6 protein-coding genes are annotated in these 12,135 nt (G+C 70.1%); 4 read left to right on the forward strand and 2 right to left on the reverse strand.

What is annotated here, in order from left to right:
- The 3 genes from ABJF88_07265 to ABJF88_07275 all read left to right on the forward strand — a co-directional run.
- The coding region (locus ABJF88_07265) for a hypothetical protein (GenBank protein MEP0546712.1) at nt 1–433 on the forward strand (433 nt) is incomplete at its 5' end.
- Between the two features lie 46 nt (nt 434–479).
- The gene (locus tag ABJF88_07270) at nt 480–7,328 is read left to right on the forward strand and encodes an Ig-like domain-containing protein (GenBank protein ID MEP0546713.1); all 6,849 of its coding nucleotides are present in this window, start codon (nt 480–482) and stop codon (nt 7,326–7,328) included.
- Between the two features lie 36 nt (nt 7,329–7,364).
- A complete protein-coding gene (locus ABJF88_07275) occupies nt 7,365–8,492 on the forward strand; it encodes a hypothetical protein (protein MEP0546714.1) in 1,128 nt (375 codons plus the stop codon).
- Between the two features lie 205 nt (nt 8,493–8,697).
- Here the strand turns inward: ABJF88_07275 and ABJF88_07280 are convergent, their stop codons facing one another.
- Together ABJF88_07280 and ABJF88_07285 are read right to left on the reverse strand one after the other, a co-directional pair.
- Nucleotides 8,698–9,477, reverse strand: a complete 780-nt coding sequence (locus tag ABJF88_07280) for a sulfite exporter TauE/SafE family protein (protein MEP0546715.1) — start codon at nt 9,475–9,477, stop codon at nt 8,698–8,700.
- Nucleotides 9,478–9,583: 106 nt separating this feature from the next.
- Nucleotides 9,584–10,456 (reverse strand): NAD(+)/NADH kinase, encoded by an 873-nt coding sequence (locus tag ABJF88_07285; protein ID MEP0546716.1) that lies wholly within the window; start codon nt 10,454–10,456, stop codon nt 9,584–9,586.
- 163 nt (nt 10,457–10,619) lie between these two features.
- Between ABJF88_07285 and ABJF88_07290 the strand changes: the two genes are divergently transcribed.
- Nucleotides 10,620–12,026: an FAD-dependent oxidoreductase gene (locus ABJF88_07290; protein ID MEP0546717.1), complete on the forward strand. Its 1,407-nt coding sequence runs from the start codon at nt 10,620–10,622 to the stop codon at nt 12,024–12,026.
- Nucleotides 12,027–12,135 lie beyond the last annotated feature (109 nt).

A 12,135-nucleotide genomic window follows, 5' to 3' on the forward strand; every position in this document is an offset into this window, starting at 1 on the left:
GGACCGGATCGAGCGGGTGCCGACGCGGGACCTCCAGGCGTTCCTCGCCTTCAGCCGGGGGCTGCAGGAGGAGGACGCGGGGGACTTCGCCGCGGCGGCGGCGGCGTTCGCTCAGGCGGCGGCGCTGGACCCGGGGTTCGAACTGGCGGCGACGCGGGCGGGGGAGGCGGCGGCGCTGTCGAGCGCGGGGGGGACGGTGAGCGCGGCGCTGGGAGCGGGGAAAGCCGTGCGGGGCGGGGGGCCGTCCGGCGGTCCCGGCGGGCCGGGCGGTCCTGGCGATCTCTTGGGGTCGCGGCTCTCGAGCCTGAACGAGAGCATCGGCTCGCACGTGGTGCCGACGGAGGAGACGCGGTCGGGGGAGGTGCCGTTCGCCCCGCCGGAGGTGGCGCCGATCCCCGACCCGCCGCCCCCGCCGCCCAACAGCGGCAACTGATCCGCCTCCGATCCGCCATCCACGCTCGGCAATCCCTCCTGCTCCGATGATGAAGCGCCTGCTTGCCTCGTATGCGATCCTCTTTGCCACGCTCGCCGTCGCACCCGCTGCCTGGGGGCAGGCGACTCCGGTGCGGCCGAACGCCTCCTCGCTGCTCGGAGGTGGGAGCCTCGAGGAAGATTCGCTGGCGCTCGTGGCGCTCTACAACGCGACGAACGGACCTGAGTGGCTCAACAATACTAACTGGCTGAGCGGCTCGGTGGAGACGTGGAATGGTGTAGTCGTACAAGATGGACGGGTCGTAGAGCTCAACCTCCTTCAGAACCAGCTGAGCGGACCGATCCCCGCGGAACTCGGGCAGCTGAGCAACCTGACCTCCCTGAACCTCGGTATTAATCAGCTGAGCGGTCCGATCCCAGCGGAGCTCGGGCAATTGAGCAACCTGGTCATCCTGGACTTCTTTGATAACCAGTTGAGCGGTGAGATCTCCACGGAGCTGGGGCAGCTGAGCAGTGTGACACGCCTCAGGCTCGACAACAACCAGTTGAGCGGGCCAATCCCTCTTTCCTTCCTCGACATCCCGCCGTTCGAAACGTTCTACTTCAACAACACGGACGTTTGTGAGCCCGAGGATCCGGACGTACAACAGTGGCTCAGCAAGATTGCTGACCTGCAGAGCACGGGCGTCGTGTGCTCCGGCAACATGCCGCCCCTCGCCGTGGACGATAATGCGGCGACGACCGTCGGCGCGTCCGTCTTCGTCGACGTGCTCGCCAACGACTCCGACCCCGACGGCGACCTGCTCACGATCGCACTCGTGGGGACGCCGATGAACGGGACGGCCGAGGCGCTGCAAGGGCAGATCACCTACACGCCAGGTTCCGGCTTTATCGGTACAGACAGCTTCACCTACACCGTCAGCGACGGCACGGAAACAGACGAGGCGCTCGTGACGGTCATCGTGTCGAGTGCGCTCGACGTGTTGACGCTGACGTCTCCCAACCCCGAGGCTCTCGGCAACTTCGGGGTGTCGTCGGCGGGCGTGCCGGACCTCAACGGCGACGGGCGCGGCGACGTGCTCGTCGGGGCGTGGCGGGAAAACGGTGGAGCGGAAAATGCCGGGCGGGCGTACGTCATCAGCGGGGCGACGGGGGCTCGCCTCCGCACCCTGGTTTCGCCAAACCCGGAACTCGACGCTCAGTTCGGTCGCTCGGTCGCGGGCGTCCCGGACACCGACGGCGACGGGCAAGGCGACCTCCTCGTCGGGGCGCCACTCGAAGACGGCGGGGCGAGCAACTCCGGGCGCGCGTACCTCTTCAGCGGAGCCACGGGCGCGTTGCTGCGCACGCTTACGTCGCCGAACCCCCAACTCGGTGGTGTCTTCGGATTGTCGGTAGGCGGGGTGATGGATGTTGACGGCGACGGGCGGGGCGACCTCCTCGTCGGGGCGCAGGGCGAGGACGGCGGGATGGAGGATGCCGGGCGGGCCTACGTCTTCAGCGGGGCCACGGGCGCGTTGTTGCAGATGCTGGAGTCGCCGACCCCTGAGGTCAATGGCTTCTTCGGAGTCGCTGTGGCGGCGGTCCCAGACCTCGACGACGACGGGGCCGGCGACCTCCTCATCTCGGCAGGCGGGGAGGACGGCGGGACGCAAGATGCCGGCCGGGCCTACGTCTTCAGCGGGGCGACGGGCGAACTGCTGCACACGCTCGCATCGCCGAACCCCGAGGGCGGTGGCCAGTTCGGGAGCGCCGTAGCGGGCGTGGCGGACGCGGACGGCGACGGGCGGGGCGACCTCCTCGTCGGGGCGCTCTTCGAAACCGTCGGGCAGTTGGATGCCGGACGAGCCTACCTCTTCAGCGGAGCCACGGGCGACCTGCTGCGCACGCTCGAATCGCCCAGCCTGGAAGACAACGGCCTTTTCGGCATCTCCGTGGCCGGGGTAGGCGACGCGGACGGCGATGGGCGCGGCGACCTCCTCGTCGGAGTGCGCAATGAGGACGGCGTGGAGCGGGATGCCGGTCGGGCCTACCTTTTCAGTGGGGCGACGGGCGTCGTACTCCGCACGCTCGAATCGCTGAACCCCACGGTCACCGGCAACTTCGGGATCTCGGTGTCGGGCGTGCCGGATGCCGATGGGGATGGACGTGGCGACTTCGTCGTCGGAGCACACCGCGAGGACGGCGGAGACGTCGGCGCCGGCCGAGCGTATCTCTTCCTCACGGGCGAGGAAACCGGCAACATGCCGCCCCTTGCGCTCGACGATGCGGCGACGACAATGGAGGGCACGGCAGTCCTCGTCGACGTGCTCGCCAACGACTCCGACCCCGACGGCGACCTGCTCACGATCGCACTCGTGGGGACGCCGATGAACGGGACGGCCGAGGCGCTGCAAGGGCAGGTCAGCTACGCGCCGGCACTCGGGTTCATCGGCACCGACAGCTTCACCTACACCGTCAGCGACGGGAACGGTGGAACAGACGAGGCGCTCGTCACCGTCTCCGTGCTCGAAGCCGACGCGAACGTTCTGACACTGGAGTCGCTGAACCCGGAGCTCGGCGGCCAATTTGGTGTCACGGTATCGGGCGTGCCGGACGCTGACGGCGATGGGAAGGCCGACGTGCTCGTTGGGGCCTGGCAGGAAGACTTCGAGTTGCAGAGCGGCGGGCGGGCCTACCTCTTCAGTGGGGCGACGGGTGCGCTGCTGCATACGCTGTTGTCGCCGCTCCCCGAACTCAATGGCTTCTTCGGCCGCTCGGTAGCCGGTGTGGACGACGCCGACGGTGACGGGCGCGGCGACCTCCTCGTCAGCGCTCCCCTCGAAGACGGCGGCGCTCAGGACGCCGGCCGGGTCTACCTCTTCAGCGGGGCGACGGGTGAACTCCTGCGCACGCTCGCGTCGCCGACCCCCGAACTCGACGGCCGCTTCGGCGACTGGGTGGCGGCGGTGCCGGACGCCAACGGCGACGGGCGGGGCGACCTCCTCATCGGGGCCTCCAACGAAGACGGCGGGGCCGTGAACGCCGGCCGGGCGTACCTCTTCAGCGGGGCGACGGGTGCGCTGCTGCAAACCATCGCCTCGCCGATAGCGGAGGCCAACGGCGCCTTCGGCATGGTGGTGTCAGGCGTCGCGGACGCCGACGGCGACGGTCGCGGCGACCTCCTCGTCGGGGCGCAGGGCGAGGACGGTGGGACAATGGACGCCGGTCGGACGTACCTCTTCAGTGGGGCGACGGGTGGGCTGTTGCACACCCTCGTTTCGCCGACCCCGGGGCTCGGAGGCTTGTTCGGCCGCTCGGTAGCGGGCGTGCCCGACGCGGACGGTGACGGACGGGGCGACCTCCTCGTGGGCGAGGATTCCGACGCCGCGTTGCAGAATGCCGGTCGGGCGTACCTCTTTAGCGGGGCGACGGGTGCCCTACTGCAGACCATCGCATCGCCGAACCCGGAGACCGGCGGCTTCTTCGGGTTCTCGGTAGCAGGTGTGCCGGACGCCGACGGCGATGGGCGAGGGGACCTCCTCGTCGGTGCGCCTAGCGAAGACGACGAACTCGACAACGCCGGCCGTGCGCACCTCTTCAGTGGATCCACGGGCTCATTGCTCCTCACGTTCGTGTCGCCGAATTCCGAACTCAGTGGTCTCTTCGGCCGCTCGGTCGCTGGCGTGGACGACGCCGACGGCGACGGGCGCGGCGACCTCCTCGTCAGCGCACCCTTCGAAGACGGTGGGGCTCAAGACGCCGGCCGGGCCTACGTCTTCCTCTCCGACATCGGCGACCTGCCGCCCGTTGCCGCGGATGACGCGGCGACGACGGTGGAAGGCTTCGCCACGTTCGCCGACGTGCTCGCCAACGACACCGATCCCAACGGAGACGACCTGCTCGTCGAGAACGTCGGCACCGCCATGAACGGGACGGTGCTCCTCGCCGGGGATGGCATTCGCTACACGCCCGACCCCGGCTTCACCGGTACCGACAGCTTCACGTACACCGTGGGCGACGGGGTCGGCGGGACTGACGAAGGCACGGTCACGGTGACCGTCGCCGCGATTCCGGAGAACGTGCGGCCGTTCGCCTCGCCCGACCCCCAATCCGACGACTCATTCGGCATCGGCGTGGCGAGCGTGCCCGACGTCGATGGAGATGGCATCACTGACCTCGCCGTCGGAGCGGCGGACGAGAACGGGATCGAGACGCAGGGGCGGGTCTACCTCTACAGCGGGGCCACGGGCGTGTTGTTGCGGACGATGCAGTCGCCTGCTCCACAACAGTTGGGCAGCGGGTTCGGCATCTCCGTGGCCGGCGTGTCCGACCTGAATGGCGATGGGGCCGGCGACCTTCTGGTCGGGGCCTACCTCGAAGAAGTCGGCGAGGTGTCGAGGGCAGGTCGGGCGTACGTCTTCAGCGGAGCCACCGGAGCCCTCGTCCACACGTTAGAGTCTCCGATCCTCGAGAGTGTTGGCCTCGGCTGGTCAGTCGCGGCGGTGCCGGACACCGATGGGGACGGAGCCGAAGATCTCCTCGTCGGGTCCAGTGGCGGTCAGGCGCACCTCTTCAGCGGGAGCACAGGCCTAATCCTTCAGTCGTTCGAGCCCGTTGTGTCGGGCAGTCTCTTCGGCTTCTCAGTTTCCGGTCTATCCGATATCGATGGGGATGGGCGCGGTGACGTAGTGGTCGGGGATGGATTCGGCGGCGCGAAAGAAGAGGGGGCGGTTTACGTCTACAGCGGAGCGACGGGAGAGGTGCTCCGTACGTTGCAATCTCCCAATCCGGAGCAGAACCCCACCTTCTTCGGATTTCCGGTCGCAGGGATTGCCGACGTGAGCGGCGACGGGCTCGAGGATATCCTCGTCGGAGCGTTCTTCGAAGACGGGGGGGCGATGAGTGCCGGGCGGGCGTACGTCTTCGACGGCGCGACGGGCGACGTCCTCCGCACACTGACTTCGCCGAACCCAGAGGAGAGCGGCGGCTTCGGCATCGGCCTCGCGAGCGTGCCGGACGCCGACGGCGACGGGCAGGAGGACATTCTCGTCGGGGCGTGGAACGAAACGGGCTTATCCGCGCGAGGCGGGCGGGCCCACCTCTTCAGCGGAGCTACGGGGTTGCTCCTGCGCACGCTGGAATCCCCGGTCGATGAGACAGGCGGGGTGTTCGGACGGACAGTGGCCGGCGTGCCCGACCTCGACGGCGACGGGCTCGGCGACCTCCTCGTCGGGGCGAGGGGCGAAGAGGGCGGGGCGAAGAACGCCGGTCGGGCGTACCTCATCCTCTCGGGGGACGGCGAGATGGAGGCCGTCGTGACCGTTGACATCCCGGCTGTGGCGTCGGCCGGTGATGCTCTGAACCTCAGCGTCACGGTCGAGGGCTTTCTCGCGACGTCCGCCGAACTGCGCTTCCGGCCGACGGGCGCGCCCACGTTCGACGCGCTTCCACTGGAGATGCAAGTCGACTCGTACGCAGGAGCGATCCCCAGCGAGGTGGTGACGCTCCGGGGGATCGAGTATTTCATCGTGCTCACGGACGGCGAAACCACGGTCACCTTCCCCGAACTCGACCCCGAGCTGAACCCGCTCCACCTCCGCGTCCGCGTAGCGCAGGAGGTGTCGGACGTCGTGCTCCCGTCCGACGCCGAGTACCGCATGGTCTCGGTCCCGCTCGTGCTCGACGACCCCTCGCCCCTCGCCGTCTTCGGCGACGACTACGGCGACTACGGGCCGACCTCGTGGCGGCTGCTCCGCCACCTCCCGCTCGGGATGGCGTACTCCGAATTCCCCACGCTCAACTCTGCCGTGGTGCCCGGCGCTGGGTTCTGGCTCGCCGCCTACGCCGCCGCCGACGGGCCGTTCGACGTGGAGAACGGGCTCTCGGTGGACGCCTCCGAACCGGCGCTCCTCACGCTGGAGCCGGGGTGGAGCCAGGTCGGCAACCCGTTCGCGTTCCCCGTCGCCTGGGACACCGTGCTCGGGAGCGACCTCGTCCAACCCCCGGCCGCGTTTGATGGCACGGAGTATCTCCTCGATCAGCCCCTCCTCGACCCGTGGGCGGGCTATTTCGTCCTCAACGACACCGAGGAAACGGTCACGCTGACGGTACCGCCGCTCGAAGGCGGGCTCCCGACGCGTCTCGAAGCGAAGGGGAAGGAGGACGGCTACCGCCTCCACCTCCGCGCCGACGTGCCGGCGCGCGGGCTCCGCGACACCCAGAACGTCCTCGGCTTCGCCGAAGGCGCAGCGGCGGGGCCCGACCGGCTCGACCTCGCCGAGCCCCCGCCGATCGCGTCCCACCTCCGCCTCAGCGCCGTCGAGGACGGCCGCCGCCTCGGCCACAGCTTCCGCCCCGCCGGCACCGACGGGGCCGATTGGGAGCTCGAACTCACCGCGACGGCGGACGTGCTCGCCGACGGGCCGCTCTCCGTCCGCGTCGCGCTCGAAGAAGCCGGCGAACGGCCGGACGGCTACTACGTCCACGTCCTCGACCTCGACGCCGAGGCGCCGCTCACCCTGCTCGAAGGCGCGTTTGAGGTCACCCTCAGCGCGGCGCGGCCCGTGCAGCGGCTCCGGCTCATCGCCGGGACCGAGGCCTTCGCCGACGCCGCGCGGGGAGACATCCCCCTCGTCCCGATCACGTTCGCACTCGCGCCGGCGTATCCGAACCCGTTCGCGGGCTCGGCCACGCTCGCCTACGACCTCCCCGAACCCGCCGACGTCGTCCTCGACGTGTTCGACCTCCTCGGCCGCCGCGTCGCCGTCCTCGCCGACGGCGTGCAGGAGGCGGGGCGCTACACCGTCCGCTGGGACGGGACGGTGGCGGGGGCGCCCGCGGCGAACGGGGTGTACGTCTACCGACTCCGCGCCGGGAGCTTCACCGCCTCGCACAAGATGGTGCTCCTCCGCTGATCGGTCCCTCGCCCGCCCTCCGTCCAACCCGACCCGATGCTCCCGATGAACCGGCTCTGCTTCGCTGTCTTGCTTCTCCTCCCGCTCGCGGCACCTCGAGCGCAGGTCATGCCCTCCGACGGAGGAAGCGACCTCTACATCGGTAGCCAACGGCCGCCGGTCCGCGTCACGGCGATGGGCATTTTTCAGAGCTACAATGGCACGCTCGTCGAGGACACGCCGGAGGTCGGCGTGGCGGAGTTCTCGGCGCCGCTGACGATCTTCGCGCCGCTCGCGCGGAACGTAGGGTTCAGCCTGCGGTCGAGCTTCACGTCGGTGAGCGGGGACGACGTGACGGGCGTGAGCGGGCTCACGGACACGCAGGCGACGCTGAGCTACTTCCGGCCGCTCGGGCCGGGGAGCGCCGTCGTGAGCCTCAGCGCGAACCTCCCGAGCGGGACGTCGGAGCTGGAGCCGGACGAGGCGGCGACGGCGTTCCTCATCGGGCAGAACTTCTACGGGTTCCGGCTGCCGAACCTCGGGCAGGGCTTCAACGTGGCGGGCGGGCTGACGTACGCGTTTCCCGCCGGCGATGCGCTCGTCATCGGGCTCGGCGCAGCGTACCAACTGCGCGGGGCGTACACCCCGGTCGCGGGCTCGGACGACTACGACCCCGGCGACGAAATCCTCCTCACGGGCGGGCTCGACTACGGGCTGAGCCGGGTGTCGTCGGTTGCGCTCGACGTGACGTACGCGATCTACAGCGCGGACGCCGCCGGGGACCTCGAACTCCAGAGCGGCAACACGCTCTCGATCACCGGGAAGTGGGACGGCGAGCTCGGCGGGCGGCGGGCGGGCCTGCTCGGGCGCTTCCGCACGAAGGGCGAGACGGAGGTGGCGGAGAACCTCAACGTCCGGCTCGGGCAGGACCCGGTGATCCCCACGCAGGGCCGCGTCCGCGCGCACGTGCAGGTGGCCGGCGGGCGCACGTTCGGGCTCGACGTGTTCGCACAGGGCCGGACGTACGCTGCGAGCGACCTCTTCGATGCGAAGGCGCTCTTCGACGTCGGCGCGATGCCGTCGGTCCGGCTGCTGCCGAACGCGACGCTGCTCACGCGTGTCGCCGTGACGTTCGGGGACCTCTCCGGGGTGGAGGTCGGCGGCGGGCTGTCGTGGGAGTTTTAAGGCGTGTCGTTGAAACCGACCGGACTGGTCAGAAACTTTGGGTTCACGTCCCTCCCCCTCGGAGGGAGAGGACAGGTGGGGGGCCGCTGCACTCGAAGACCCCTTGCCCTGCATATCGAGCGTGGCGGATCTCCCGCTCGTCTCGCAGGCGAGACTCGCTGCCCCCCTCCGAGCGGGGCGAGAACATAGTGCGTTATTGCCTTCGCTACGGCTCCGCGTCCGGCGTCGGGAGGCACAGGATCTGCTGCTCGCTGCCGTGCGCCGCGTGGCCGTCCGTCAGCCCGAACGCCGTCGCGCCGCGCGCCATCGTCAGCACGCCGAGCGCGACGATGAGGACGCCGCCGAGCCGGCTCAGCCACAGCCGCCGCGTGGGCGGGACGAGGTTTCCGAAGAGGCCGGTGAGGTAGAGCGCCGGGATCGTCCCGAGCCCGAATACTGCCATCACGGCGGCGCCGCCGAGCGGGCTGCCCGCGGCGGCAGCGCGGGCAAGCAGGCCGTAGACGAGCGCGCACGGGAGCAGCCCGTTCAGCATCCCGAGGCCGAACGTCGCCCCCGCCGTGCCGCGCGCGACGAGACGCCGGACGGCCTCGCCGAGCACGCGCGCCCCAGCGAATCGCCCGGCGAATCGCCCGGCGATGCGCTCGGCGAAGCCCAGCCGGTGCAGCACCCCGCACAGGCTCAGCCCGACGACGACGAGCACGAGGCCGAGTCCGAGGCTCACGAGCCCCTGAAAGCCGGAGAGCGCGAGGCCGACCGCCGCGCCCGCTGCCCCCGCCGCGGCGCCGAAGAGCGCGTACGTCGCCGTCTTCCCGAGGAAGTAGAGGCTCTGCCGGATGTGGATCGACGGCCCGCCGCGCTGCGCGTGCCCGAGCGCGACGACGAACCCGCCGCACATCCCGACGCAGTGCGCGCTGCCGAGCAGGCCGATGGCGAAGACGAGGGGGAGGTCGAGCACGGGAGCGAGAGCGGGGCGGGAACGCGGCATCCAAAGATCGGAGTTCCGCCGGCGGGCGGAGGTCAGGACCGTTCCGCCGGGCCGTGTGGGGCGGGCCCTTACAGCGCGAAGCCCATCGCCCACGCACCCTGTCCCGCTAGTGCTTGCCCCACGAGAGCTTGTTCCGCAGGGTCTGGAAGTAGCCCCGCCCGGGCAGCCGGACGAGCCGGACGCAGTGCGCCGCGCGGCGGATCGTGATCGTCACGCCGTCCTGCTCGACGACCTCGCTCGTGCCGTCGTGCGCGAAGAGGAACGGCTGCGCGTTCGTCGTCACGTAGAGCGTGATCTCGACGCGGTTCGGGAGGACGATAGGCCGCGTCGTCAGCGTGTGGGGCGCGATCGGCGTGAGCGCGATCACGCCCGAGTCGGGGGCGAGGAGCGGGCCGCCGGCGGCGAGGGAGTAGGCCGTCGAGCCCGTCGGCGTGGCGACGATGAGGCCGTCGGCCCAGTAGTCGTTGAGGTAGAACCCGTTGACGTGGACCTTCACGTTGATCATCGACGCCGAGCCGGACTTGGCGATGACGCAGTCGTTGAGCGCCCAGCGCGGCGGCCCCTCGTGCCGCCCCTCGATCTCGGCCTCCAGCACGACGCGCCGCTCGACGATGTGCTCGCCCGCCTCGATCTGCTGGATCGCGTTCTCGACCTCCCCGACCTCGGAAGCCGTGAGGAACCCGAGCCGCCCGATGTTCACCCCGAGGATCGGCGTCTCCCGCGTCCCGATGAGGTGGGCCGTCCCGAGCAGCGTCCCGTCGCCGCCGTAGGAGAGCACGAGGTCGACGGAGTCGGCGAGGTCGGCGACGGGGCACTGCTCGTAGCCCGAGACGTCGAGCAGGCCCCGCTCGGTCAGCCCGGCCGCGACGCGCTCGTCGAGGCAGAACGGGAGGCCTTGCTCGTCGAGCCATTGCACGAGTGCGGCGACGGGGTGCCAGAGCTTTTCTTTGCCGGTGTTGCCGGTGATGCCGTACGTCATGGGAAGGGAGGGGTGGAGCCGCGCCGGGCCTGCGGGAGGGGAGGCTCAAAGATAGGCCGCGGCGTGCAACGGGGGAGGTGACGCCGTTGTGATGCGCGGCGAAGAGGGTAGCCGTATGTTGCAGGGACACAAGGGAATCGGACCTCGAAGCCAGCCGCGCAGCATGGACCTCGTCATCATCGGAAACGGAGTCGCCGGGATCAACGCCGCCCGCCACGTCCGCATCCTCGACCCCTCGGCCCGCATCACCGTCGTCTCCGACGAGAGCGACCACTTCTACTCGCGCACGGCGCTCATGTACATCTACATGGGCCACATGACCTACGATCACACGAAGCCCTACGAAGACCGCTTCTGGGCGGAGAACCGGATCGGGCTCGTCCGCGATTTCGTCGAGGGCGTGGATACCGGGGCGAAAGTGCTGAACCTCCGCTCCGGCGGCCGACTCTCGTACGATGCGCTCCTCATCGCCGCGGGCTCGCGTCCTCGCTTCGCCGGGTGGCCGGGCGAGGACCTCGGCGGCGTGCAGGGGCTCTACGGGCTCGGCGACCTCGACCGGATGACGGCCGACACCGTCGGCGTCCGGCACGCCGTGGTCGTCGGCGGCGGGCTGATCGGCGTCGAGATGGCGGAGATGCTGCACACGCGCGGCATCGGCGTCACCTTCCTCGTCCGCGAGGCGACGTACATGAACCGCATCCTGCCGACGGAGGAGGGCGAGATGGTCGGACGCGAGATCCGCCGCCACGGTATCGACCTCCGGCTCGGAACGGAGTTGAAGGAGATCCTCGGCGACGCGCACGGCCGCGCCCGCGCCGTCGTCACGACGGCGGGTGAGGAGATCGCCGCGCAGTTCGTCGGCCTCACGATCGGGGTCACGCCGAACATCGGTTTCCTCGATGGCTCCGGCATCGAGACCGACCGCGGCGTGCTGGTCAACGAGTACTTCGAGACGAGCGTGCCCGGCGTCTTCGCCGCCGGCGACTGCGTGCAGCACCGCAACCCGCTGCCCGAGCGGAAAGCCGTCGAGCAGCTCTGGTACACCGGCCGCATCCACGGCGCGACTGTGGCCCACACGATCTGCGGGCGCCGCCGCGCCTACGCCCCCGGCCTCTTCTTCAACTCCGCCAAGTTCTTCGACATCGAGTACCAGACGTACGGCCGCATCGAGCCGACGCTGCGCGCGGGCGAGGGGACGTTTTACTGGGAGCATCCCGACGGCGTGCAGGCCGTCCGGATCAACTACGAAGAGGGGGCCGGCGGCGACGGGGCCGCAGGCTCGCGCGTGATCGGGGTGAACGTGATGGGGCTCCGCCACCGGCAGGTGGTGTGGGAGCGCTGGATCGCCGAAGGCGCGTCGCTGAGCCACGTCGTCGCCCACCTCGGCGCCGCCAACTTCGACCCCGAGTTCTTCGACCAGCACGAGGCGGACATCGTCGCGGCGTACAACCGGCAGCATCCCGAAGAGCCCGTCCGGCTAGAGCAGAAGAAGGGCTGGCGGCGGTGGATGAGCGCCGACCGCCGCGGCCTCACCGGCACCGACATCCCGCCCGGCCGCGCCTTGCCGTAAGGTTCGAGGTGGTGGGTTCGGGGTGGTGGGTTTCTCGCCCCGACCGAGGCAGCCCTCTCCCGGATCTCCTACCTCGAATCTCGAAGCCCCCAACCTCGAACCTATAACC

It is taken from the genome of Rhodothermales bacterium (genome assembly GCA_039944855.1).
Classification (GTDB): Bacteria; Bacteroidota; Rhodothermia; order Rhodothermales; family JANQRZ01; genus JBBSMX01.